The sequence below is a fragment of the Salinispirillum sp. LH 10-3-1 genome, assembly GCF_030643825.1.
Lineage (GTDB): Bacteria > Pseudomonadota > Gammaproteobacteria > Pseudomonadales > Natronospirillaceae > Salinispirillum.
Genome location: NZ_CP101717.1, coordinates 398,744 through 424,251, shown reverse-complemented (window position 1 = coordinate 424,251; position 25,508 = coordinate 398,744). Strand labels below are relative to the sequence as shown.

At 55.0% G+C, this 25,508-nt stretch carries 23 protein-coding genes; 5 read left to right on the top strand and 18 right to left on the bottom strand.

Annotation, left to right across the window (positions count from 1 at the left end):
- Nucleotides 1–27: 27 nt before the first annotated feature.
- From NFC81_RS01915 to NFC81_RS01865, 11 genes are all read right to left on the bottom strand, one after another.
- On the bottom strand, nt 28–516 hold the full coding sequence (locus NFC81_RS01915; RefSeq protein ID WP_304995848.1) for a DUF192 domain-containing protein: 489 nt from the start codon (nt 514–516) through the stop codon (nt 28–30).
- On the bottom strand, nt 509–1,447 hold the full coding sequence (locus NFC81_RS01910; RefSeq protein WP_304995847.1) for a GGDEF domain-containing protein: 939 nt from the start codon (nt 1,445–1,447) through the stop codon (nt 509–511). The genes NFC81_RS01915 and NFC81_RS01910 overlap by 8 nt, the downstream gene beginning before the upstream one ends.
- A gap of 93 nt (nt 1,448–1,540) precedes the next feature.
- Nucleotides 1,541–2,362 (bottom strand): ion transporter, encoded by an 822-nt coding sequence (locus NFC81_RS01905; RefSeq protein ID WP_304995846.1) that lies wholly within the window; start codon nt 2,360–2,362, stop codon nt 1,541–1,543.
- A gap of 75 nt (nt 2,363–2,437) precedes the next feature.
- On the bottom strand, nt 2,438–3,268 hold the full coding sequence (locus tag NFC81_RS01900; RefSeq protein WP_304995845.1) for an ABC transporter permease subunit: 831 nt from the start codon (nt 3,266–3,268) through the stop codon (nt 2,438–2,440).
- Complete coding sequence (locus NFC81_RS01895; protein ID WP_304995844.1) at nt 3,268–4,185, bottom strand: ABC transporter permease subunit; 918 nt, start codon at nt 4,183–4,185, stop codon at nt 3,268–3,270. The genes NFC81_RS01900 and NFC81_RS01895 overlap by 1 nt, the downstream gene beginning before the upstream one ends.
- Nucleotides 4,182–5,321: a polyamine ABC transporter ATP-binding protein gene (potA, locus tag NFC81_RS01890; protein WP_304995843.1), complete on the bottom strand. Its 1,140-nt coding sequence runs from the start codon at nt 5,319–5,321 to the stop codon at nt 4,182–4,184. The genes NFC81_RS01895 and potA overlap by 4 nt, the downstream gene beginning before the upstream one ends.
- 132 nt (nt 5,322–5,453) lie before the next feature.
- Nucleotides 5,454–6,530: a polyamine ABC transporter substrate-binding protein gene (locus NFC81_RS01885; RefSeq protein WP_304995842.1), complete on the bottom strand. Its 1,077-nt coding sequence runs from the start codon at nt 6,528–6,530 to the stop codon at nt 5,454–5,456.
- Nucleotides 6,531–6,646: 116 nt separating this feature from the next.
- Entirely contained in the window at nt 6,647–8,011 is a 1,365-nt protein-coding gene (locus NFC81_RS01880) for an aspartate aminotransferase family protein (protein WP_304995841.1), read from the bottom strand.
- Nucleotides 8,012–8,072: 61 nt separating this feature from the next.
- Nucleotides 8,073–9,425, bottom strand: coding sequence for a glutamine synthetase family protein (locus NFC81_RS01875; RefSeq protein WP_304995840.1), 1,353 nt, complete (start codon nt 9,423–9,425; stop codon nt 8,073–8,075).
- 26 nt (nt 9,426–9,451) lie between these two features.
- Complete coding sequence (locus NFC81_RS01870) at nt 9,452–10,204, bottom strand: gamma-glutamyl-gamma-aminobutyrate hydrolase family protein (protein WP_304997001.1); 753 nt, start codon at nt 10,202–10,204, stop codon at nt 9,452–9,454.
- Nucleotides 10,205–10,561: 357 nt separating this feature from the next.
- Nucleotides 10,562–11,602, bottom strand: coding sequence for a nitronate monooxygenase (locus NFC81_RS01865; RefSeq protein WP_304995839.1), 1,041 nt, complete (start codon nt 11,600–11,602; stop codon nt 10,562–10,564).
- A 347-nt stretch (nt 11,603–11,949) separates the two neighbouring features.
- Here NFC81_RS01865 and NFC81_RS01860 point away from each other — a divergent pair, with 347 nt between their 5' ends.
- The 4 genes from NFC81_RS01860 (at nt 11,950) to aguA (ending at nt 17,169) form a co-directional block, all read left to right on the top strand.
- Entirely contained in the window at nt 11,950–13,398 is a 1,449-nt protein-coding gene (locus tag NFC81_RS01860) for an NAD-dependent succinate-semialdehyde dehydrogenase (RefSeq protein ID WP_304995838.1), read from the top strand.
- A 30-nt stretch (nt 13,399–13,428) separates the two neighbouring features.
- The gene (locus NFC81_RS01855; RefSeq protein WP_304995837.1) at nt 13,429–14,790 is read left to right on the top strand and encodes a glutamine synthetase family protein; all 1,362 of its coding nucleotides are present in this window, start codon (nt 13,429–13,431) and stop codon (nt 14,788–14,790) included.
- Nucleotides 14,791–15,171: 381 nt separating this feature from the next.
- The gene (gene aguB / locus NFC81_RS01850) at nt 15,172–16,047 is read left to right on the top strand and encodes an N-carbamoylputrescine amidase (protein WP_304997000.1); all 876 of its coding nucleotides are present in this window, start codon (nt 15,172–15,174) and stop codon (nt 16,045–16,047) included.
- A gap of 12 nt (nt 16,048–16,059) precedes the next feature.
- On the top strand, nt 16,060–17,169 hold the full coding sequence (aguA, locus tag NFC81_RS01845; RefSeq protein WP_304995836.1) for an agmatine deiminase: 1,110 nt from the start codon (nt 16,060–16,062) through the stop codon (nt 17,167–17,169).
- Here the strand turns inward: aguA and NFC81_RS01840 are convergent.
- From NFC81_RS01840 to coxB, 4 genes are read right to left on the bottom strand one after another with little or no spacing between them, the layout of a single operon-like run.
- The gene (locus NFC81_RS01840) at nt 17,155–18,018 is read right to left on the bottom strand and encodes a cytochrome c oxidase assembly protein (RefSeq protein ID WP_304995835.1); all 864 of its coding nucleotides are present in this window, start codon (nt 18,016–18,018) and stop codon (nt 17,155–17,157) included. The genes aguA and NFC81_RS01840 overlap by 15 nt on opposite strands.
- Nucleotides 18,009–18,392: a hypothetical protein gene (locus tag NFC81_RS01835; RefSeq protein WP_304995834.1), complete on the bottom strand. Its 384-nt coding sequence runs from the start codon at nt 18,390–18,392 to the stop codon at nt 18,009–18,011. Before NFC81_RS01835 ends, NFC81_RS01840 begins: the two co-directional genes overlap by 10 nt.
- Entirely contained in the window at nt 18,389–20,905 is a 2,517-nt protein-coding gene (gene ctaD / locus NFC81_RS01830) for a cytochrome c oxidase subunit I (protein WP_304995833.1), read from the bottom strand. The genes NFC81_RS01835 and ctaD overlap by 4 nt, the downstream gene beginning before the upstream one ends.
- Nucleotides 20,902–21,579, bottom strand: a complete 678-nt coding sequence (gene coxB, locus NFC81_RS01825) for a cytochrome c oxidase subunit II (protein WP_304995832.1) — start codon at nt 21,577–21,579, stop codon at nt 20,902–20,904. The genes ctaD and coxB overlap by 4 nt, the downstream gene beginning before the upstream one ends.
- A gap of 75 nt (nt 21,580–21,654) precedes the next feature.
- On the opposite strand from coxB, the gene NFC81_RS01820 reads away from it, so the two are divergent.
- Entirely contained in the window at nt 21,655–22,155 is a 501-nt protein-coding gene (locus tag NFC81_RS01820) for a DUF2231 domain-containing protein (RefSeq protein ID WP_304995831.1), read from the top strand.
- Between the two features lie 29 nt (nt 22,156–22,184).
- On the opposite strand, the gene NFC81_RS01815 is transcribed toward NFC81_RS01820, so the two are convergent.
- The 3 genes from NFC81_RS01815 to NFC81_RS01805 form a co-directional block, all read right to left on the bottom strand.
- Entirely contained in the window at nt 22,185–22,622 is a 438-nt protein-coding gene (locus tag NFC81_RS01815) for a CopD family protein (RefSeq protein WP_304995830.1), read from the bottom strand.
- Between the two features lie 272 nt (nt 22,623–22,894).
- Nucleotides 22,895–23,626 carry a 3'-5' exonuclease gene (locus tag NFC81_RS01810; RefSeq protein ID WP_304995829.1) on the bottom strand — a complete coding sequence of 244 codons (732 nt, stop codon included), beginning with the start codon at nt 23,624–23,626 and terminating at the stop codon, nt 22,895–22,897.
- A 1-nt stretch (nt 23,627) separates the two neighbouring features.
- Nucleotides 23,628–25,505 carry a putative nucleotidyltransferase substrate binding domain-containing protein gene (locus NFC81_RS01805; protein ID WP_304995828.1) on the bottom strand — a complete coding sequence of 626 codons (1,878 nt, stop codon included), beginning with the start codon at nt 25,503–25,505 and terminating at the stop codon, nt 23,628–23,630.
- Nucleotides 25,506–25,508 lie beyond the last annotated feature (3 nt).

Here is a 25,508-nt window from a genome sequence, read left to right as displayed (position 1 = left end):
CGAGAATGTTGGCTGAGGGCTGACCTGTTAAGGTGCCAAAAAGCTCGCCAGTGGAGGGGTGGACTCCACATACAGTCCGCCAGGACGACGCAACTGCAATTGTAAGCCCTGTCGCTGCAGCCAGCCTTGATTCACTTCTAAGGCAAAATGCGCTGGCTGATTGGCGCAATGCACTTGCTCGGACAGGGGCTGCATATCGTTGGTTTGGAATATGCGTTGCTGTGCATCAAGGAAGATCACCGTTAACGGAATCAACGTGTTACGCATCCAAAAACAATGGTAGCCGGGCTGTTCAAACACAAACACCATACCGCGATCTTCCGCCATAAATTCACGGTTCATCAGGCCTAACGAACGTTCATCAGGAGTCGCCGCCACTTCAGCGATCAATGCGCGTGAACCAATACTCAAGCTAACTTCGCGCCAATCGACATCGGCGTAACTGCTGGCTGATGCACAAACCAAAAACACTGCCAGACACCAACGCCGCATCGTGCGCCAACCTTGCTTATTCAACGACCCCTACCTCCACACGATTACGCCCGGCTTCCTTCGCGACATACAACGCTTTATCCGCCAAACTGACCACATCATTGACACATTCCGGCGCCTCAGTTGAGACATGCGCTACCCCAACGCTCACGGTAATGACACCGAATTCACTGGTAGGGTGAGGAATGGCCTGTGCCTCGACCGTGCGGCGAATACGTTCCCCGACTTCGTTAGCAACAGCCAAGCTGGTTCCCGGCAATAACACCAGAAACTCTTCACCGCCATAGCGCATCGCATTGTCGTGCTCGGTGCGCAGCGATTCCGCCAACACTTCTGCCACCCGTTGCAAACAGACATCGCCTTCCGGATGACCGAGAGTATCGTTGTAGGGTTTGAAGTGGTCGATATCAATCATAATGGCCGACAGCTCATGCAGGTGTTCGTCGTGCAAAATCACACGTTCAAGGCGCTCCAATAACCGACGATTACCCAATCCCGTTAATTGGTCGGTCTCAGCCTCCCGTAACGCCCGGCCAAACTGATCTTTTAGGGAACTCTCTGTTTGCTTGGCCGCGGTGACCTCAATGCCGATAGACAACATACCGACGCCGGCCAAGACCGTTTCGGTCATTCGAATCCAGCGACCATCAATAAGATCCACCTCAAACTCACGATAGTGCTCACGCCGACGACGCGTCCGTGCATACTCCAGCCAAGACTCTATATCGTCCGAATCAATAATGGGCCCACGTTGATGCTTAAAATTGTCTCGCATCATGTCGTACCAATCGACGGCTTCATCAGCGGCCACATAAAACGCACCGCGATAAGCGTCATTAGCGTAGACCAATCGATCATGGTCGTCGTGAATGGCAACCAGAGTACGTGTACTGTCCAGCAGCGCTAACGCAGCCTGTACATTGACCTCCTGGATTTGCTGCCTGTCATCCGTCATAGTATCTACTCACTCCATTGGTGCTCTGTTCACTATAGCTGTTCAACCCACAGATACCAATGAACCGCAACCGACATAGTGGCCTGTTGCGTGCTACTTCTGGTCCAGCTTGTTTTCCATACGCGCTAACTGTGCTTGCAGACTCACCATTTGCTCGCGTAACCATTTCACATCCGCCGCCTCGCCTTCACCGCTTTCGAGCTCCATGGCAGCGCTTTCCTTCTGCATCACTTCCAGTACGATGCCGATCATCATATTGAGAAAAACAAAGGCGGTCAGAAAGATAAACGTCAGGTAGTAAATCCAACTCCACCCATACAGCTCCATGGTGCCATACATCACCGAAGTCCAGCTTTCAAAGGTCGCAACGCGAAACAAGGTCAGCATGGCGACCGAAATATTGCCCCATAAGAACTCATCCACCTCGGCGAACAGAAAGCTCCCAATGGCGGCGTAGATGTAGAAGATAATAAACATCAGCAGTAATACGTAGCCCATGCGCGGTACGGACTTGATCAGCGCGCCCATCAAAATGCGCAATTCAGGAATGATCGACACCAGGCGAAGCACCCGGAAGATACGTAACAGACGCGCCAACAACACCATTTCCGAGTCATCCACCGGGATCAGGCTCGCCACCACGATGACGGTATCGAAGATGTTCCAGCCGTTGCGAAAAAACCGCAATATACGTTCTTCCGCCACCATGCGAATCAGAATTTCAGCGAGGAAAAACAAGGTAATGAAGAGGTCAAACCAGCGCATGACTTGTTCAAAGCGACTGGCTTCATCGTAGGTTTTGGCCCCGATGAGTAAGGCGGAGACTACGATGACCGCAATGACAAAGCTTTCGAAGAATTTGTTGGCGCGCAACGCTTCGAAGCGGCCGCGCAGTTCACGAGCAGTGGTGGTCATATTCAGGCGTCTCAATCACGGACAATACAAGGCTCTGCATTATCCGTGATTGAGTGATGGGTGCAATACGCCCTGCTAGCCTTCCATTGCCATGCGCTGTTCGGCGCGACGTTTCATGTCGTACCGCCGCGTTAAATACCAGCTGGTAAAGGCGACAAAAGATACTGCAAGAATGATCAGCGTAGCCAACGCGTTGATCTTCGGTGTAACGCCACGCCGAACCGATGACAGTATCTCGATTGGCAAAGTCGTCGCACCTGGACCAGTGACGAACGAGGCAATGACCACGTCGTCCAACGACAGGGTAAAAGCCAGCAACCAGGCAGAGATCAAGGCGGGGGCGATCAGCGGCAGCGTAATAAAGATAAAGCTGCGCAATGGTGTTGCGCCGAGGTCTTGCGCCGCCTCTTCAATACTGGTATCCATCTCGCGCAAGCGCGAGGAGATCACCACCGTGGCGTAGGCCATACTGAAGGTGGTGTGCGCTATCCAGATAGTGGTCAACCCGCGATTGGCTGGCCAGCCGATCCATTGCTGTAACGACACGAACAACAGCAACAACGACAAACCAATGATAACGTCCGGCATGACTAAGGGTGCGGTGATCATGCTGTTAAACAGACCACGCCCACGGAAGCGCCGTACCCGCACCACCACTATCGAGGCCAGCGTACCCAACACGGTAGCGGCACTGGCCGAAAAGAACGCCACCTGCAGTGAGCGCCCCACGGCGTTCATCAATTGGCGGTCGCGAAACAGTTCGCCATACCACTGGGTCGACCAGCCCGCCCATACCGTTACCAAGCGGCTGGAGTTGAAAGAGTAGATCACCAGTATCGCCATCGGCAGATACAGAAACAGAATACCAAACCAGAAAAAGAAGCGAGAAACATTGAACGACTTCATCAGCGTGCCTCCAGTTCTTTTTGTTGGTACCGCTGGAAGATACTGATCGGGATAATCAGTATCATAATCATGATCGCCGCCAAGGCTGACGCCACTGGCCAGTCGCGGTTGTCAAAGAACTCTTGCCACAATACCTTACCGATCATCGTGGTTTGCGTACCGCCCAACAGTTCGGGGATGACGTATTCACCGACCACCGGGATAAACACCAACATAGAACCGGCAATGATGCCGTTCTTTGACAGCGGCACGGTGATGCGGAAAAAGCTGACGATTTTCCGCGCCCCCAAGTCACTGGCCGCTTCCAACAGCGTGCCATCGTGCTTAGACAGGTTGGCGTACAGCGGCAACACCATGAAGGGCAGGTACGAATACACCACCCCGATGTAGACCGCGAAGTTGGTGTTCATCATTTGGATCGAGCTGTCGGTGAGCCCCAGGCCCATCAAAAGCTGATTGATGTACCCATTGTTACTCAACAAGCCCATCCACGCGTAAACGCGAATCAGGAACGACGTCCAACTCGGCAACAGTACCAGCAACAACAAGGTAGGCTGTTGGTACGACGGCGCTTTCGCAATGGCGTAGGCCATCGGATAGCCGATCAGCAGGCAGAACAGCGTACTGAAGAACGCCACCTTGATGCTGTTCCAATAGGCATTAATGTATAGCGTGTCGCTGAACAGCCAAACGTAGCTGCCCCGACTGAGGTTGATGGTCAGCGTATCGCCCACCCATTCCACCATAGCAGAATACGGCGGTATGGATATCTGCGCTTCCGCGAACGATATCTTGGCGACAATAATAAAAGGCAGTAAAAAGAACACGCCCAGCCAGAGATAGGGGCCACCAATAATAGCCCAACGCGACCCTGGCACGCGGGCTAAATCCCAACGTGATTTCAGGTTAATGTTCATGATCTCAGCACCACCCCGCTGTCGTCGCGCCAATGGACATAGACTTTATCGTCCCATGTCGGGCGATCAGTCCGCCGTTCGGTATTCGCCAAGAAACACTGCACCACCTTGCCTGAAGGCAATTCAACGTAGTACTGGCTGTGCCCACCGAGATAGGCGATGTCGTAAACTGTACCTTCCGACCAGTTAAACTCACCTTCCGGCTTGTCTAAACTCAACCAGGTTTTCTCCGGACGCACAGCAAACAGCATCTCTTTTTCATCAACCCCCGAGCTGACACCGTGACCAATAAAAATCGGTGCGGTCAGGTCCGGGCTACGCAAAATCATATGATCCTGCTCATCCGCTTCAATCTGGCCTTCGAAAATGTTCACCGAGCCAACAAATTCCGCCACCATACGATTCTTTGGACTTTCGTAGATATCGACCGGGCTACCGATTTGCGCAATCATGCCTTCGTCCATAATGGCGATCCGATCAGCCATGGTCATGGCTTCTTCTTGGTCGTGTGTGACCATCACGCAGGTCACACCAACACTTTCCAAAATATCAACCACTTCCAGTTGCATCTGCGTGCGCAGCTTTTTATCCAACGCGCCCATCGGCTCATCCAACAGCAGCATCTTAGGCTGTTTTGCCAAGCTGCGTGCCAGTGCCACACGCTGCCGCTGACCACCTGAGAGTTGATGAGGCTTACGCTTGGCGTATTTTTCCATGTGCACCAACTTCAACATGCGTGCGATGCGGTCGGTGATTTCCGCTTTCGGCAAACGGTCTTGTTTCAAACCAAAGGCCAGGTTTTGTTCAACCGTCATGTGCGGGAACAGGGCATAGGATTGGAACATCATATTGATGGGACGCAAATACGGTGGCAGGTTGGTGATGTCCTGCCCGTCCAATATAATCTTGCCCGCCGAGGGAATTTCAAACCCGGCCAGCATTCGTAATAAGGTCGATTTACCGGAGCCTGAGGCACCCAGCAAAGCAAAGATTTCGCCTTTGCGGATATCAACACTGACGTCATCGACGGCCAGCATCTCATCATAGTATTTACTGATACCCTGAATCTGCAGCAAAGACTCTGTGCTGCGGGTCGCGGCGTTCTGTTTTTTCATGGCACCGGCAGATTTAGTCATGCGGGCTAACCCCTTATCCAACTGTAATGTGTTCAGCACAGTGGCAGGACCTGCGCCGCGATACGGTCAGGCCTGCCATTTTATAGAGAGAATCGGGGCCGGAGGCGGCCCCCTCAGAGTCAAACGTCGCGTTTACCGGCTGGACTTAATACGTGTCCATGAGCGAGTACGGATACGATCTACGCTCGGTGGCAATACTTCGAACGTGAACAGTTCAGCATCATCATCAGGGAAGATGCCGGGATCGTCCAAGATGTCAGGGTCGATGAACTCACGTGATGCCAGGTTCGGGCTGCCGTACCAAACGTAGTTGGTGATGTCGGCGCCGATCTGAGCATCCAGTGCGAAGTTGATCCACGCATGCGCATTAGCTACGTTGCGTGCATCGGCAGGGATAACCATCATGTCTGACCAGATGGCCGTACCTTCTTCAGGAATCACGTACGCGATCTCTACGCCACGGCCGGCTTCTTCAGCACGGGCTTGTGCGATGAACACGTCACCAGACCAACCCATGGCCAAGCAGATGTCGCCGTTCGCCAAGTCAGTGATGTAGCGTGAGCTGTGGAAGTAAGTGATGTAAGGGCGAATGCTCAACATTAATTCTTCAGCTTTCTGGTAATCCGCAGCATTGATGCTGTTCGGGTCCAGACCCAGATAGAACATAGCCAACGGCAATACTTCACCGGAAGAATCCAATACCGCTATGCCACACTGCGCCAGCTTAGAAGCGTACTCAGGGTTGAACAACAGGTCCCAGCTTTCCCAAGGTGCGTCGTCACCCAAAATTTCTTGAATCTTGTCGACGTTGTATCCAAGACCAGTGGTACCCCACTGCCAAGGCACACCGTATTCCAGGTTACGGTCGTAGGCACGCAGAGTGTCCATCAGGCCCATGTCGAGGTTGCTGTAGTTTGGAATCAGCGACTTGTCGAGCTTTTGGTAAGCACCGGCGGCGATCTGGCGAGCCATGTAGTTGGCAGTCGGCACGACCACATCGTAACCACTGTTACCGGCCAGCACCTTGGCTTCCAATACTTCGTTCGAATCAAACATGTCATAAATAACACGAATGCCCGTGGCCGCTTCAAACTTCTCGATCGTGTCTTCCGCGATATAGTCGGACCAGTTATAGATCCGAACCTCATTGGCGACGACCGGGCTGCTGATCACAGCCGCCATGGTCACGCCTAACAGCGTCTTCTTCATTGAAGGTTTCATTTTTTCTCTTCCCCTACAGGTCGTGAGTGTTCATTTTGTTTACTTTCTATCACGCTTGCATAGCACCGAGTTTCAAGACGCTGTTGCGCTCCCTTGTGACGCGGTTACTTAATTGTATGCAAGGTTTTGTCCAGTGCACTCATTGTTTTTGTAATTAATTCGTCCAAATGCTGTTCACTAAGAATCAGCGGGGGTGACATCAACATGGTGTCGCCGGTGGCGCGCAGTACCAAGCCTTCTTGCAACGCAAGATCGCGACACTGAGTGCCCGTACTGCCTTCGTCAGGAAAACGCTCACGCGTGTCCTTATTGCTTACTAACTCTATTGCACCCAGCATCCCGACGCCGCGCACCTCACCGACCAAAGGATGGTCCGCCAAGGTCTGCAATGCCTGCTGGAATTTCGGCCCTATGTCTTCCTTCACGCGGGTAACGATACCCTCGCGGCGCAGAATACGGATATTCTCGAGCGCGACGGCAGCACACACCGGGTGGCCGGAATAGGTAAAGCCATGGTTGAAATCGCCTCCTTCAGAGGCAAGGGTATTGGCAAAATGATCCGCCATCACCACCCCACCGATGGGCAGGTAGCCACTCGATAGGCCTTTGGCAATGGGCATCAGATCCGGCTGCAAATCATAGTAATCGGAGCCAAACCATTCGCCAGTGCGCCCAAAGCCACAGATGACTTCGTCGACCACCAGCAAAATGCCGTATTGTTTCACAATGCGTTTAATTTCCGGCCAATACGACGCCGGCGGAATTATAATGCCGCCAGCGCCTTGAATCGGCTCGGCAATAAAAGCCGCTACGCGATGCGCGCCGAGTTCTTTAATCTTGGTTTCGAGGCTACGCGCCGCTTGCACACCAAAGGCTTCAGGCGATTGATCACCGCCCTCACCAAACCAATAAGGCTGATCGACATGCTCGACACCGGGGATCGGCAAGTCGCCTTGTTTATGCATGCCAGACATACCACCCAAGCTGGCCCCAGCCACGGTAGAACCATGATAGCCATTGCGCCGGCCAATAATGACTTTGCGCTCGGGCTCGCCTTTCACATCCCAATACCGTCTTACCATACGGAATACGGTATCGTTGGCTTCGCTGCCGGAACCGGTAAAAAATACCTGATTCATGTGTGCGGGGGCGATTTCAGCGATTTCACGGGCCAGTTCAATAACCGGCGTTGTTGTCGTTTTAAAGAACAGGTTGTAGTACGGCAGCTCTTGCATCTGCCGGGTTGCTGCATCAATCAACTCTTGGCGACCATAGCCCAAATTGACACACCATAGACCTGCGAAAGCATCCAGATATTGCTTACCGTTACTGTCCCACAGGTGACAGCCTTCGGCACGAGTAATCACCCGTGCGCCCTCGGCTCGAATAGCACCGTTATCCGAGAACGGATGAAAGTGATGCTGAGCATTGGCGGCTTGCCAAGCTTGTGTTTGTTGAAGTGCAGCCATTACTACCTCCGGATGAGGCCGTGACGGCCTCACCTCTTATTCTTATTTTAGGTGCGTTCGATTAAACGGATGACAGCAGGTATTCACGCTCCCACGAACTGATGACTTTCTTAAAGCCTTCATATTCCGCCCAACGAGTTGCCACGAAACCATCGACGAAGTCGCTGCCCAATATTTCGCGCAGTTCAGTACACTCCGACATCATGTCCAAAGCGACCTCAAGATTGAACGGCACATGGTCATCAGCTTGGTCACCCAAGCGACCAGATACCGGTTTACGCGGCTTCAGATCTTCGATCATACCTAGGTAACCGCATACGAGGTTACCGGCTAAGGCGATGTACGGATTGGTGTCCGAGCCTGGCAGACGGTTTTCTACCCGGCGACCTTCTGGGCTCGACGCAGGTACGCGCAGGCCGACGGTACGATTCTCTTCGCCCCACTCAATGTTCACCGGGCTGTTACCCGCAGCACCCGGCAGATAACGACGGTAGCTGTTAACGTTCGGTGCAAACATCGGCATGGCTTGCGGGATATAGGTCTGCAAGCCCGCGATGAAGTTATAGAACAGTTTCGATGCTGTACCATCGGGGTTGGAGAACAGGTTTTTACCCGTCTTCGCATCCACAATAGACTGATGAATGTGCATCGCACTGCCTGGCTCGTTGGTGATGGGCTTCGCCATAAAGGTCGCGCTGATATTGTGCTTTAGCGCGGCCTCACGCACGGTGCGCTTGAAGACAAACACCTGGTCAGCCAACTTCAAGGCATCACCATGACGGAAATTGAATTCCAACTGCGCGGTACCTTCTTCATGGATCAGCGTATCGATGTCCAGTTTCTGCGCTTCGCACCAGTCATAGATGTCTTCAATGATCGGATCGTATTCGTTCGCAGCATCAATACTGAATGATTGACGACCACTCTCGGTGCGTCCGGAACGACCGATCGGGGGCGACAACGGTAAATCGGGGTCAGTACAACGCGCGGTCAGATAGAACTCCATCTCTGGCGCTACGATGGGCTTCCAGCCTTTGTCGGCGTACAGTTCCAGCACGCGCTTCAACAGATTACGCGGCGACAAATTAATGGCGTTGCCCATATTGTCGTAGCAATCGTGAATCACCTGAGCTGTAGGCTCCAGGGCCCAGGGCACAAGAAATAATGCGCCGTCATCGGGCCGCAAATGCATATCAATGTCGGCGGGATCTAACAGACTGTAGTAAATGTCGTCGTCAGGGTAGTCACCCGTTGCCGTTTGTAGCAACACAGACTCAGGCAGGCGAATGCCCTTTTCTGCGATGAACTTATCGGTTGGCATGATCTTACCGCGCGCGATACCGGTTTGATCCGGAGTAATGCACTCGATTTCAGTGATGTTGTGTTCTTTCAGCCACTTAGTGAGCTTTTCCATAGTGTTTCAATGGGGTGGCGCCGTCGTTATTTCATAGCACGACGACAGGCGGCCCCGAATGCCTCAAACAGTTTTTTGTTAGGTTGATTATCCATTACACGCCATTCCGGGTGCCACTGCACTGCCATAGCAAATGCGGTGGCACCGTCAACACTGAAGGCTTCCACCAGTCCGTCTTCGGCGACGGCTTCCGCGGTTACCCCAGGTGCTAGACGATCAATCCCTTGCGTGTGCAGGGAGTTGACCCGATATTCTTCCAAACCGGTAATGCGCGCCAACTGACCATCGGCGTGACAGCGCACCACGTGCGCATCGGCATACTGCTCTTCAACGGTCAGCGACTTATCTTCGCGATGTTCAATATATTGACCGGTGAGATGCAAATTTTGATGCAATGAACCGCCCAAGGCGACGTTCATTTCTTGTAGGCCACGGCACACCCCAAACAAGGGCTTACCCAAATCCAGCGCCGCTCGGATTATGGTCAACGACAATTCATCACGCGCTTCGTCGTACAGCGTGCCATCGATCAACTCACCTTCGTAGTGACCAGGGTGAACCATAGAGTAGCCACCGGGCAAAAACACACCATCGAGGCGGCTAAGCCAGCTTTTCACGGCAACAATATCGGTCAGCGCAGGAATCAGAACAGGGACCACATCGGCTGCCTGAACCAACGCGCGAAGGTATTTGTCACCGACCGTATGAAACGGATGCGGGGCGATGAATTTCACATCAGCAACTACACCTACCAAAGGTTTTTGAGCTTTTTCCTGCATCATGCACCTACATTTTTCAGCACTTATTTTGCTGCTTAACAGCACGCTGAGTGTTTGTTTTTTACAACATTAACATAAAATATAATTAACACAAGAGGCTGAAAGGTCGATTTTGTAAAGTATATCGAACGGCCATAATGCGCCCCGATTCCGTGCCCTTCCGCACCAAAGTGAACCTTCACACACATCTTTCCGACTGTGCAGCGGGCATGCGGACTGCAAAACCACCACTGCGACACAATTGCACTCTAGTCCTGCAAAGGCTGCACCAAAAAAAAGCTCTGCTGATTAGCATAGAAGGCAAACGTCGAAAGGTCACGCAGCAGCACCGACATTTATGGACTTCCAGCCAATGACTTACGAAAAGGCAGCAACTAACTCTCGGGTCAACTCGGCAGCTGGCAATGCCCTGCAGCCACTGGCATTTTGTCCGGCCCATAACGGCGAGAAATCGCCTTTGCCGCGACGCTCGCACGCCGCCCGCAGAGGCGCTAACGCTGAAGCAGCGAGCGGAAAGTCTGGCGGGACAGCACTGATACAGCCCATCTCTTGCATCAAGCGATTCACAATGCCACGCGCTGGACGACCAGAGAAGATGTTCGTTAATGCCGTATGACCAGCCGACGGACCGACCAAGGCCGAACGATGCACAGCACTGGTCGTGGCTTCCGGGCACAGCATGTACGCAGTGCCCACTTGCACACCTTGCGCACCTAACGCCAAGGCCGCTTTTATGCCGCTAACATCAGCGATACCTCCTGCCGCAATAACGGGCACCTGCACGCTAGCGACAACTTGCGGCAGCAAGGCAAAGGTACCCATTTGCTGCGTAAGGTCATCGTTGAGAAACATACCGCGATGCCCGCCAGCCTCCACGCCTTGCGCAATGATGACATCCACCCCATGGGCCTCCAGCCAACGCGCCTCGTCGACGGTGGTTGCTGATGACAGAACGGTCGCTCCCCAGGCTTTAACGCGGCGCAACAATGGCTCTTCCGGCAGGCCAAAATGAAAACTCACTACGGGCGGTTCGAATTCACTGAGCACATCGGCCATGGCTTCATCGAAAGACTGCCGCCCAGCACCCGCCTCTATGCTATCCGGGTCAATACCATACTCTTTATAGTAAGGCGCCAATGCCAACCGCCAACGCTGCTCCGCTGCGTCATCGGCTTTGGGTTGGCGATGGCAAAAGAAGTTCACATTATAGGGTTCTGGCGTCTCCGCCTGAATGCGCTGCAACTCAGCACGCAAAGCATCCGCACTGAGCATGGCGCAAGGAAGCGACCCCAACCCGCCTGCGTTAGACACTGCAATGGCGAGCGCACTCCCCTGCACGCCAGCCATCGGTGCCTGAATCAACGGCCACCGACTGCCCAGAGTTTGCTGCAAAGTCATGCTGGGTACCTGCGTTGGGATTAAGGCACCAATTCTAAGCAAAGGCACAACAATTGCGAGGCAATTTCGCGCCACCTTAAATAGCACCGACAAATGCCGCGGGTATAAAATATTTTTAACAAAAGTGTTCAAAATCGGCTTAATGTTAATTATATTAAACACCTGACGGCCTGAAATGCCGCTTTTGTGTGCTGTGCTGTCCATTATTCTGTTCATTTGGCAGCACGCTTAAAGAGTGAAACCAACAATAAACATACTGACAAGGTGTATCGAGCTGCTCTGTGATCACCGTATGGCTGCAAAGCCTACTGCCCACACAGCACGTCTTTTCACCTCGGGGGTTCAACGTGACAACTGCAACGCTTCTTTTTGACCACGCCTTTATCAACGGTGAATGGCAGCAAGCCGATACAGGAAAAACCTTTGCAGTCCGTAACCCAGCGACCGGAGAAACCATCGCGCAGGTCGCTGACTGCAGCGCTGGCGACGCCGAACGTGCAGTAGAAGCAGCACACACCGCCTTTCTCACTTGGCGTCAGACCACCGCCAAGGAGCGTGCAACTTTGTTGAAGCGCTGGTTTGACCTGATCAACAGCCATCAAGACGCCCTGGCCCTGTTAATGACGCAGGAATGCGGCAAACCTCTGGCCGAGTCCAAAGGTGAGGTGGCCTACGGTGGTTCCTTTATTGAATGGTTTGCCGAAGAAGCGCGCCGTGTTTACGGCGATGTCATTCCGACCAACGCCAACGGACGTCGGTTGCTGGTATCTCGCCAACCGGTCGGCGTGTGCTCCGCAATCACGCCATGGAACTTCCCATTGGCCATGATTACTCGTAAATGCGCCCCTGCACTCGCGGCTGGGTGCACCGTGGTCGTCAAACCAGCGGAAGCCACCCCATTAACCGCGTTGGCTTTGGCCGAACTGGCGCGTCAGGCAGGCATTCCTGCCGGCGTGTTCAATGTCGTAACCGCCGCCAACGGCAAAGACGTCGGTACTGTATTGAGCGAACACCCACGGGTGCGCAAAGTATCCTTCACCGGCTCCACGCCTGTCGGAAAACTGCTGATGAAGCAAGCCGCTGGCACGGTGAAACGTGTTTCCATGGAGCTGGGTGGCAACGCTCCCTTTATCGTTTTTGATGACGCCGACATTGACGCTGCAGTGGCTGGAGCCTTGGCATCTAAATACCGCAATACCGGTCAAACCTGCGTTTGCACTAACCGCTTTTTGGTGCAGTCTGGCGTTTATGACCGCTTTGCCGACGCATTGGCGAAAGCCGTCGCTGGCTTAAAAGTCGGTAACGGTGCCGATGAAGGCACTACCCAAGGTCCGCTGATCAACGAAGCCGGTGTGCAGAAAGTTGAGCGCCTCGTAGAAGACGCACGCAGCAAGGGTGCAACCGTGGTCATGGGTGGTGCGCGCCACGAATTAGGCGGCAATTTCTATCAGCCTACGGTATTGACCAACGTCACACCCGACATGGCGGTCGCTCAAGAAGAGATTTTTGGTCCGGTATCCCCGCTCTTCCGCTTTGAGACAGAAGAAGAAGCGATTCAGATGGCGAACGACACGCCCTTTGGTCTGGCGGCGTATTTTTACAGCCGTGACATCGGCCGCGTATGGCGCGTTGCCGAGGCACTGGAATACGGGATGGTCGGCATCAACGAAGGCATTATTTCCACAGAAGTAGCACCCTTTGGTGGTATGAAAGAGTCTGGATTGGGGCGTGAAGGCTCACACTACGGCATCGACGAATACCTCGACATCAAATATATGTGTATGGGTGGTCTTTAGAGGCCGCTCTTAGAATTGGAAGATAAGATCATGGCAAACGCAGAAGTAGCAGCATTTTTAGAGCAAAACCCGGATGTGCAAACCATCGAGTTGTTGATCGGGGACTTGAACGGAGTGATTCGAGGCAAGCGCATTGAAATCGATCTCTTGGAAAAGGTGTTCGAAGAAGGGTTTAACCTGCCCGGTTCCGTTATGGCACTCGACGCCACCGGCACCACGGTAGAAGAAACCGGCCTAGGCGCCGACGCAGGCGACCCAGACTACCTGTGCCTTCCCGTGCCCGGCACACTGGCGCCCGTTCCTTGGATTGGCCCAGATCGCGCTCAAGCGCTGTTCAGCATGTACGAAACCGATGGCGAGACGCCGTTCAAGATCGACCCGCGCCAGGTACTGCGTCGGGTAATGGAAACCTTCAATAAGCTGGGTTATACCCCCGGCATTGCAGTAGAAATGGAATTCTACCTAATGGACAAAGAGCGTGATGCAGACGGCCATTTGCAGCCACCTGTGTCACCCACCAGCGGTCGTCGCATGAGCTCCAAGCAGGTCTATTCAATGGATGATCTGGACGACTACGATTTCTTCATTCGTGATGTCATCGACACTGCCCACGCGCAGAACATTCCCGCTGATACGGTCATCACCGAATACGCGCCGGGCCAGTTTGAAGTTAACCTCAACTACTGCAACGACCCGTTGGAAGCCGCTGATCACGCAGTACTCTTGAAGCGAGTGATCACACAGGTGGCGAAGAAGTGGGAGATGGAGGCGACCTTTATGGCCAAGCCTTACATCGAGCACGCGGGCAGCGGGATGCACATCCATTTGAGCCTGATGGATAAAGACGGCAACAACATTTTCGGTACGGAAGATGTGTTGAACAACAAATACATGCGTTGGGCAATGGGCGGTATTATTTCTATGGCCGACGCGACGCAAGCCTTGTTGTGCCCAAGCATCAACAGCTACCGCCGTTTGAGCCCTGATTTCCTAGCGCCAACGAGTAAGACGTGGGGCTACGACAACCGTACTTTGGCGTTGCGTATTCCGTCGGGCAACACGGAGGCGCACCGTATTGAGCACCGCATGAGTGGTGCTGATGCAAACCCGTATCTTGCGGTAGCCGTGGTATTGGCTGGTGCGGCAGAAGGTTTAATGCACAAGATCGATCCGCCACCTCCGACAGAAGGCAACGCATACGATCAGAACCACCCAGAACTCGCTGACAATGCACGCGATGCGTTGCGCGCGATGAAGAACGATCAGCGGGTGCTGCATTGGTTTGGTAAGGATTTCATTGAGATGTATAGCATCTGCAAATGGTCCGAAGTGCGGCTCTTTGAGCGGCAAATTACCCCCATGGAATTGGAATTACTGCTACCCTATCTTTGATTGTGTTGCGGGCGTACCGCACGAGGTAGTAGGTGCCTGTTTTGGGGACGCCGTGAACCCATCCATGGGGGCTCGCTGCCGCCTTCCTTGGCGGCAGACGCCCCTAAACAGGCACCTACTACCCCGCACAGCCCGCCGACAGCTCAACGATAATGATATAGGTAGCAGGGCGCGAAGCGCCCCAGATAGACGTGATGATGAATTATCGCCCTTGGCGGTGGAGGGTGTTTGGCGGGGCATTTGCCGCCATGGATGGCGGCAATGAGCCAGCAGGGACGCTTTCACGGCGTCCCCGACAAACACCCTCCACCAACTAGGGCCGAATTTAGCTAGCAATGGCGCACGCTTCTGGCATCATGCGCGCCAACAATTAAAGAGGTTATTATGAGAAACGTAACCGTAGCCGCCACCCAAATGGCTTGCGGCTGGGATGTCGACGAAAACATCCGTAACGCTGAAGTGAAAGTCCGCGAAGCACACGCCCAAGGGGCGCAAATCATTTTGCTGCAAGAGCTGTTTGAACGCTGCTATTTCTGCCAAAAGCAGAAATACGAGTACCTCGCATTCGCCACACCCGTGGAAGAAAACCCCGCCGTACTGCATTTTGCCAAAGTCGCGGCTGAACTGAAGGTCGTGTTGCCCATCAGCATTTACGAGCGCGCCAATAACGCCTATTACAACACCGTTGTTATGATCGACGCCGATGGCTCCGTCATGGGTATTTACCGGAAGACGCACATTCCAGATGGCCCCGGCTATTCCGAAAAATTCTATTTCACTCCTGGCGACACTGGTTTCCAAGTATGGGATACCGCGTACGCCAAAATCGGCGTTGGCATTTGCTGGGATCAGTGGTTCCCTGAAACCGCACGTTGCATGGCACTCATGGGCGCTGAACTGCTGTTCTACCCAACCGCCATTGGCAGCGAACCGCACGACAGCTCATTGGATTCCGCTGCGCATTGGCAAAACACCCAGTGTGGCCACGCGGCGGCCAACTTGATGCCGGTGATCGTCAGTAACCGCATTGGCACCGAATACGAAGGTGAGCAATCACAAACCTTCTACGGCTCGTCTTTCATCGCTGATGAGTCGGGCACTAAAGTGAAAGAACTGAACCGCACTGAAGAAGGCGTGTTGGTGCATACTTTTGATCTCGAAGCACTGGCAACTAAACGCCACAGCTGGGGTGTCTTCCGTGACCGCCGTCCGGATCTCTATGACGCAATACTCACCAAAGACGGTAAAACCTTTTAAGCGGAGTCTTCGATGACCAGCCGGACCCTAACTACTACACCGCGTGCTGACGGTTTTACGATGCCAGCCGAGTGGGCGCCGCAACAGCAAACTTGGATGTTGTGGCCGGAGCGCCCTGACAACTGGCGGTTGGGTGCCAAGCCCGCGCAGCAGACCTTTGTAGATGTAGCACGTGCCATTGCCCGTTTTCAGCCCGTTTCGATTGGGGTATCGGCGGCGCAATATGAGAACGCTTGTTTGCAATTCGCCGCCGATGAAGGCATTCGCGTACTTGAAATCAGCAGCAACGACGCGTGGATGCGTGACGTTGGGCCGACCTTTGTACGCAACGCAGCTGGTGAGTTGCGCGGTGTAGACTGGGTGTTCAATGCGTGGGGTGGTTTGCACAGCGGGCTCTATTTTCCGTGGGACCGCGACGACCAAGTGGCGCGCAAAGTGCTGCAAATGGAAGGCAAAGACCGTTACCGCACCGATTTCATCCTAGAAGGCGGTTCCATTCATGTGGATGGCGAAGGCACGGTACTGGTCACCGAAGCCTGTTTGTTACACCCCAACCGCAACCCGGATTTGTCACGCACGGATATCGAACAACGCCTGTGCGACTATCTAAACGTGGAAAAAGTCCTGTGGATTGCCGAAGGCATCTACGAAGACGAGACCAACGACCACATCGACAACGTGGCCTGCTTTATTCGCCCCGGTGAGATCGCCTTAGCGTGGACGGACGACGAGCAAGACCCACAATACGCGCGCTCCAAAGCGGCTTACGACCACCTGATCAACCAGACCGACGCCCAAGGCCGCGCTCTGAAAGTACACAAAATCCCCGTACCCGGTCCGCTGTTCATTACCGCAGAAGAAGCCTTAGGTGTTGATCCGGTCGCCGACGGCATGGCGCGCAGCGCCGGGCAGCGACTGGCTGGCAGCTACATCAATTTCTTGTTTGTGAACGGCGGCGTCATCATGCCTAAGTTCGACGACCCCATGGACGAAGTGGCCGCGCAGTTGTTGCGTGAGCTGCTACCAGACCATGAAATCGTGCAAGTGCCAGGTCGGGAGATCCTGCTGGGCGGCGGCAACATTCACTGCATCACCCAGCAGCAGCCTCTAGCGAGTTCTTAGTGGCCCGTTCGCGACCTTGATTCGCTGCATCCGGCGTTCAAGGTCGCGCAACCACTGGTGGCCTATCCAGCCTGCGGCGATCAAATAGGGAATGCCACCGCCAACCCACATGATCAGGCCTGCTAACTGCTGGTCTTGAATGCTGCGCGCCTCACCATAGAGCACGTCATTGGCGAAGGTGAGCACGGCACCGAGAAAGCCGGTGTGCATCAGGGTAAACAGCACCGCGAGCAACGCCAAAGGTCGGTTGCGCCGCCCGCCGAGCAGCACGGCCCACCAAAACCCCACCGCCGTCAGTAAAAAACACAGATGCTCTACCCAGTGCCACCACGGCTGCTCGACCGCCAGCATGTAGGGTTTGGGTAAGTGCCAAAACCAAATAGCGGCGGCGTGCAAATACGCCATGGTCATTGGGTACTGGCTGATTCGGGTCACGCGGTGCCAACCGGCTTTATTCTTCAAGCCCGCATGGAACCATTGTGGAAAGGGTCGAGACAGCACCCATAACGGCCCGATCACCACCATGACCAACATGTGTTGCACCATGTGAGCCGCGGTGCTGGTTTCCGCCCAGCCATCCAATGGCCCCATGAGCGTGATCAGCGCGAGCGCGCACGTGAAGTGAAACAACACGGCGCGCCACACTGGCGGTGCATGACGACGCTGCCCGACGATATAAAACACCCACAAGGCACCCAGCCACAGCACATTCACAACGCCGACCCAGCGTGCCGCGCCCTCGCTGGTAATGGGGTCATGCGCCCACGCCGTAACGGGCAAGCACCAGAGGACAGCCATCAAGGCCACTATGCCAACCATAGACTGACCGGACGGCGACCCTAAAGGCATGGCGGCAGCATGAGCAATGGCCAAACAACGATGAGCGCAGCGAGGGCAGCAACGGCGTATAAACCTGCCGAAACACGGGCAATGAATGGGGTTTGTCGTTCGGTAGAGTCGACCTCGTCCGTGGTGCTTTGCCAGCACGTCCAGGCGCCCCACGCCAGCCATAGGACGGTAAGCACAGTGAGCACGATCAGCGTCAAACTGATGGTATTGAACGCGCCCCGGTTCGGCTCAGGCGCCGCCAGCTCGCAAGCCACGGATAGCCCACCATAGACCGCAACAAACCATACACACCAGACCGTCAGCCCGATCACCAGTTGCGCCGGGTGGCCGGTCGACAGCTTCATAAAGGTCTGTTTCATAAGGAACTGTTTCATGTCGAGGCGCCCCACGCCATAGGCAGAAACACAAACAGCGCCACGCTTACCCAGAAGATACCGGTGGTGTATAACCAGAACGGCCATACCACTTGTGGTTCATACGGCAAGCGAGCACTCACATAACCAAGCTTTATGCGCCACGCCTGCAAGGCCGTAATAATGACCGCCAGAGCGCTGTGAAACAGCAGAAACAGCAACATGAAAAAGAGCACCGCATCGTAAGCGTTGTCCGTAATGGCCAAAGGTGCCACCCAGAGCACAGCGATCAACGAGAGCACATGTAAAGCGCCCAGTGCAGTGGCTTGCCAAAGCCCCGACTGCACGCCAATCTCGTCGCCTCGTGCCAGTCGACGTGCCTGCTGCCGAAAGCGCAGGCTGGCCAGCGTCAGCAAAGCACCGCTGAGTACCAGGCCCCAAATGCTTAATGGCCCGTCATCCGGTGCCGACCATTGCGGTGCGGCCGTCCACAGGTAAAACCAACCGAACAGCAGCGACAGATACAGCGCGCCGTCGGCCAGTAAGGTGATGATCATGCCCCAGCGTCCCGGTCCGTCTAGTGTTCTCGATTCCAGCGGCAGCTCGTCTTCGACGTCGTTCGGGGTCAGCGGCGCGGCACTCGGGTGCCCACCGTTTTCCCAGCTCCAGCGAAACAGCGGCAACGCGGCCAATACAGCGCCCAGAATCGCCACCGGATACCAGCGCATGAGAAGACTGACACACACCAGTGCCAAGGCTCCCGCAGCCATTAACGGCCACCAAGAGTTGGTCGGCAAATGGCAGATTTCGCTGGGTTCACCGGTCACGGCATCGGTGCCCCAGGTCTCGCGGCGGCCGTGCTCGATACTGACTAAGCTGCCCTCACCGGCTTGCAAGCGCTCACCCAGTTCCGGATCGTCCCACAGCGGACTGCGAGACTGGATGCGTGGTAAAGACACGAAATTGTACGGCGCAGGTGGTTTATCCAGCGCCCATTCCAGTGTATCCGCCTGCCAAGGATTACTGGTTGCCTTACGCCCAAAACGGTAGTGCAGCAGTAGATCCAGCAGCACCATGGCCACACCGGCCGCCATAATGAACCCGCCAATGGATGACAGCAGATTCAGCCAGTCCCAGCCCAAGCCCGCTTCATAGGTATAGACCCGGCGCGGCATGCCGAGCAGACCGGTCAGGTGCATCAGCAGGAAGGTGGTATTAAACCCGATGAAGGTCAGCCAGAAACCCCACCGCCCCATGCGTTCCGACAGCATACGCCCGGAGACCAGCGGTAGCCAATAATACAGCCCCGCCATCAACGGGAAGAACATGCCACCGACCAGCACATAATGCATGTGCGCGACGACGAAGTGCGTATCGTGTACCTGCCAATTGAACGGCACCAACGCCAACATCACGCCAGTCAAACCACCGCACACGAAGATGACCAAAAAGCCCATGATCCACAGCATTGGCAAGCGGAACACCACCTTGCCCATCCACAAAGTCGCCAGCCACGCGAACACCTGAATCGCCGTAGGCACTGCCACCATCATACTGGCGACCGAGAAAAACGCCTGCGCCAACTGCGGAATGCCCACGGTAAACATGTGGTGCACCCAGAGCCCGAAACTGATGAAGCCAGTAAGAATGATCGACAGTACGATCCAGCGATAACCCACCAGCGGACGCCCGGAGAACACCGGAATCAGCGTCGATACGATACCCGCCGCAGGCAGGAAGATGATGTAGACCTCCGGGTGTCCGAACAGCCAGAACAGGTGCTGCCACAGCAGCGGGTCGCCACCGGCAGCGACATCGAAGAACGGCATACCAGCCGCGCGTTCGAGTTCCAACAGAATGCTGGCAAGAATCAACGGCGGAAAGCCGAACACGATCATCAGTGCCATGGCCAAAATGTACCAACAGAAGATCGGCATCCGGCTCAATGTCATGCCAGGTGCGCGGGTGCGCAAAATGGACACGGTGAGTTCAATGCCCGCCGCCATAGCGGAGATTTCGACAAAGGTGATGCCGAGCAACCAGAAATCAGAGCCCGGCCCAGGCGAAAACACACTGCTGCTCAGTGGTGTGTACATGAACCAACCCGAGTCCGGTGCAATGCCGAGAAACAGGCTGGACAGTATGATGATGCCGCCGAACAAATAGCAGTAATAACCCAACGCACTGATGCGCGGGAACACCAGATCACGCGCGCCGATCATCTTCGGAATCAGATAAATCGCCAAGCCTTCCAACACCGGAATGGCAAATAGAAACATCATCACCGTGCCGTGCATGGTGAAGGCTTGGTTGTACAGTTCGGCACTGATCAGGTCTTGCTCCGGCAACGCCAACTGAGTGCGCACCAGCATCGCCAGGATGCCGCCGATCAGAAAGAACACCATCCCCGTGACCATAAAGCGCAGGCCAATGGTACTGTGATTGACCGCCGACAAGCTGCCCCAGCCCGGCAAATTCGCCCATACCCGGTTCAGTTCTCGAACAAATTTAGACGTCTCTACCGTGCCCGTCATTCTGCGCTCTCCTGAGCTTGTTGCTGCCAACGAGCGAAGTCTTCTTCGGTATGTGCGGTCACCGTGAATTGCATGTGCGCGTGACCCACGCCACAAAACTCGGCACAACTGCCCCGATACTCACCGGGTTCATCAGCCTGCAAACGCAGCACATTAGTACGCCCGGGAATCATGTCCATCTTGCCGCCGAGGCGCGGCACCCAAAACGAATGAATCACGTCGTTACTGCGCAACACGACATCAACCGGCGTATTGACCGGAATGTGCACTTCGTTGGCTAGGTCAATGTCCTGTTCCGGGTAGTGCACTTCCCAGCGCCATTGATGGCCGGTCACTTCTATCTGTAATACGTCGCCGTCTGCCGAGGGTAAGGGCAGCATACGGTGACCGATGGGAATGCCAAACGCCAGCAGCAAGGCAATGCTCCCTAGCGGCAAGGCAAGCCCACCCCAAATGATCCAGCGGTTCTGCAATGCCCTTGCTGACTGCTCATCCGCATGCGAGGCAGGGCGACGTATGGCATAGATCCATAGCGCCGTCACCGCGATCAACACCAACGTCGAAAACCCGAACATCGCCCACCACAGACCCGCCACGTCACGCGCCGCAGGTCCAGCGGGGTCTAACGCTGAGAAAGGGCCGCTGCAGGCCGTTAACTGTAAAGAAATGACCACCGCTCCCATGCCTGCTAGTGTGGTGCGGCATGACCTGAATAACCTCGTCAATTGAAATCTGCCAACGGAGGCAATATGCCCGTACAACCCATTGCCAGTCGGATGGCCATCAGAGGCCACCCCATTCATCCGGTGCTCATTCATTTTCCGGTCGCTGCCTTGTTGGGTCTGGTGGGTACGGACCTGGCCTACTTGTGGACAGGTGATTTTTTCTGGGCCCGTGCCAGCCTGTGGCTGGTCGGTATTGGCGCTTTGGGCGGCGCAGTTTCCGGCACGGTTGGTCTCATCGACCTGCTTGTTGTGCCCCGAATTCGTCGACTGATCACCGCGTGGTGCCATGCCATTCTGGCGATCATGCTGTTGTCGCTCGCATCGCTCAACTGGCTGTTGCGGGTCAGTGAGCCAGCGGCTGCGGTGTGGCCCATGGGACTGTATCTGTCGTTGATCACCGCCGGGTTGATCGCCATCACCGGTTTTCTGGGCGGCAAGCTGGTTTATGAGTACGCCGTGGGTGTCGACATTGACGCGGCGCGCATCACCAGTCTGCCGGGCAGCAAGCAGGCCGCGCCGGAATAGTACTGCGAGATGCTTGAGCTGGGCGTATTTCATGGCAACCACTCCATAGCGGGTTTAGCCAATACGACCCAGACAATGGCGGTCATCAACACGCACAACACCACCAGCAAAGCCAGACTCAAAATTCGAATATGGCGTTGCTTCCCCAAGCGTTCTTCGCGCAGTACCAAAATACCCGCCACGGCGTGTGCCATCACCAGCGCTGTCACCAACGATAACTTGATGATCAGCCACGTATCGACCGTGCGGTTAAGCAAAAAGACCACGGTCCCGGCGATAATGGCGACCAGTGCCGCTGGCGTTGCCACTTGCGTAAACAGGAATCTGCCTACTGAGTCGTAGGGCTTGGGCTTTTGGTCGATATCGGGCGGCCTCTCAGGCGACGCGCCGATCATAATGGGCAGGTAAAGCAGGGCCGCGGCCCAGACTAACAACGCCGCTATGTGCAGTAGCAGAAACCAGACCACAGGGGTCTCCTTGTTTGCTGGCTGCATGAGACAAGCCGGTGTCGGGCAGCCGTCGAATGAAGCGAGAATGAATACGCCACGAGGCGTAACGAACGAATACAGCGACCAGTATGGCACGCCTGAGCAGCCGTTTTTTTATACAAACTGTAAATTTGGCGACGGGGGCTGACCTAGATTTTAGGCTTGCATGGGTAGTATCCTGATACACAGTCAATGAACACCATCAAGCACCCGGAAGCACCGATGCATCCTGTGACTTAGTCCACAGCGCCTTAGCACCACAATGCTTTTATTGGCGTGTCTGGCGAATAATGGTGGGCAATTTGCGCTTGCAGCAATTCAGCACTAGCGAGCGCGTCGGTTAGGGCATGATGCGGTTGATAGTAAGGCAAATTGTAGCGTTGCCGACTGTCGGCCAACCGAATAGAAGGCGGAGGTCGGCGCAACAGCTTGTCCCATAAGCTCGGTGGGCGCTGGCGATGCAAACGCCCTTCCAATTCCATGGTATCGACCACTGGAAACTGAATGCCCTCGTTGATGCGTACTTTAAGCGCCGCATCCAGAAACTGCCGTTCGATGCGATGGTGGTGCACCACCACAATACGTCCGGCGAGTGCGGCTAGGAGTTCATCTAAGATGTCCATCAAGTCCGGCGCTTCGGCAATATCCGAATGCGTAATACCGTGAATTACCACCGATTCATCCTGCAGTACACGGCGCGGGTTGACCACCCAATGTCGCGCCGCGCTGCATTGAATGCGCGCCAAAGTCATAGGCACCAAGCCGATGCTGACAATGCCATCACGCTCGGGATTCAATCCGGTCGTTTCAAAGTCGAGTGCGACAAAGGGCACTTCGGCCAAGGGCGTATCCCCAGACACCACTCCGGCACCATAAAACGCGCGCACCCGCTCATGGTGCGTGTGGTCGTGTAATTCCGAGAAACGCTCTGCCCAATCAGGGATTGCAGGCGCGGTGGCCGGTTTCCTATCCAGATGCAGCATCTCAACGCGCCCGATTGGGGTGATAGCGGAATTTCAGAAACTTCTGCGCATTGCTGAGAATCTGAAACGCGTCTTTAAGGTTTCGCCGCTCAAAAGGCGACAAGTTTTCCGGCTGCACATAATTATCCGGCTCCTCGCCCTGCTCCAACATGAGCTTTTGGTGGCGAATTCGCACGCGTGAAATAAACTCCATGGCGTCACGCAAATCCGCACCAATTCCAGGCGTTAACCAGCCGCCCGCTACAATGTCTTCCAGACGCTGAAAGGAGTTCTGCGCCTGCGAACCACAGGCTAACGCATGCACACGAATTAGGTCGGCTAGCGGCGCAGTACCCCGTCGTTTGAGGTCGATGGAGTCGTTATGCTTGCCGTCTTTTTCCATCACGAAGTCTTTAAAAAAGCCGAGCGGCGGCGTTCGTCCCAGTGCGTTGTGCGCCATGGCGGCTAAGAAGCGAGGATTTTGCGGTGCCTTGTTGGCAATCAACTCCTTCAGCGCGTTAGCCATGGACGTATCGCCCGCTACGCCGTCCACGTCAAAAAAGATGGAGCTGTGCAGCAGAGACTCCAAATTCGGTCGTTCAATCCAGTGCGTGAAATACGACTGCCAAACGGCTAACGGCTGCCGCCATTTTTTGTTGGTGGCCATAATGCCGCCCGTGCAGTAGCTGTAGCCGCACGCTGCGAGTCCGTCACTGACGAACGCTGCCAAACGTTTGAAGTAGTCGTCGTGCTGCTTAGGATCGAAGTCATCGTGCAAAATCAACGCGTTGTCTTGGTCAGTCACAATCAACTGCTCATCACGCGCCATGGAACCCAAAGCCAGCAGGCAATAGGGCACCGGTGGCGGCCCCAACTCGGCCTCCGCCAAGGTCAGCAGTTGCTGCGTAAACGTACGCCCGATGCCCGCCATGGCGCTGCCGATCATGCGTGAATTGGCGTCTTCGTTGACCATCCGTTTGAAGCTGCCTTGCACTTCTTTGGTCAGTTCCTGCAGTTCGGCAACCGACTGACGATGGAAAATACTGCGCACCACAAACAAGCTGTTTTGTGATTCGTACTGCACAATATCGGATACGCCCACCACGCCGATGGGTCGACGGTTCTGCATCACCGGCAAATGGTGCACGTTGTAACGCAACATGGTCAGCATGGCATCGAAGACAAATTGGTCACCGCGCACGGTCACTAAATCGGTCGACATGATCTCAGCCACGGGCGTTTCGAACGGCAGACCTTGCGCCATCACCCGTTTGCGCAGATCCCGGTCGGTGATGATGCCCGCCATGGTGGCGTCTGCAGGTTGGTCTTCTTGCGCTGTAACGATGACCAACGACGACACGCGTTCGCTGGTCATGCGTTCGGCGGCTTCTCGCACGGTGGCTGTGCTCGGCAAGGTCACCAGCTCCCGGCTGATCAACTGTTTGATCGGTGAGGTCAGCAGTTCATTCGACTCTTTGTGTTCAGAAACGGCCTGACGTAAACGCGACCGGTCTTCCACTTCAACGAAGTCGGCAAATTGCTCGTCAGACTCAAACAGCTCGGTAAACACCGTGTCGGGAATGCAATACAGCAGGGTGTCTTCCATGGCTTTCGCCGGAAAGCGCACCCGCTTGTTCATCAACAGGCCCAATTGACCAAAGATGTCGCCCTCCGCCAAGCGGTTGTAAAGCTCACCACTGCGGCGATAGATTTCCACCGCACCACTGCGGATAAAGAAGAGGTCATGAATCTCTGTACCAAAGGCCAGTATTTCAGTGTCGGCCTTGAAATAAGCCACCTCGACTGCGCTGGCTACGCGGTCCAGCACCGCTTCTTCCATGGACTGAAAAGGTGCGAAACGACGAAGGTGCTCCCTGATTTCAAGTTGCTCGACCTGCATATC